1 protein-coding gene is annotated in these 230 nt (G+C 48.3%); it reads right to left on the reverse strand.

Annotated features, from left to right (window positions below; translation table 11 throughout):
• On the reverse strand, positions 1-230 hold a 230-nt coding region (locus CA598_RS31935; protein WP_143812518.1), incomplete at both ends, for a X2-like carbohydrate binding domain-containing protein.

The following is a 230-nucleotide window of genomic DNA, read 5'->3' on the forward strand; positions in this document are numbered from 1 at the left end:
CGTGCTGAGTGTGTTTCCGTTCAGCGTCATAGTTACTGCTATATCAGCTTGATTCGCTATTTTCTTATCGAAGCTTGCTGTTGTTGGCGTTATCGTGGAATTGGATACTGGTGTTGTCGTATCCGTCACCGTAACTGCCAGGGATTGCGCAGCTCCCGCGCTAAAGCTAAACGTCAACGTGGTTGTTCCTACCGCTTGTGTCGCCAGATATGATTTCTTAATCGTCACCG

The organism is Paenibacillus sp. VTT E-133291, assembly GCF_002264395.1.
Taxonomy (GTDB): Bacteria; Bacillota; Bacilli; order Paenibacillales; family Paenibacillaceae; genus Paenibacillus_AQ; species Paenibacillus_AQ nitricinens.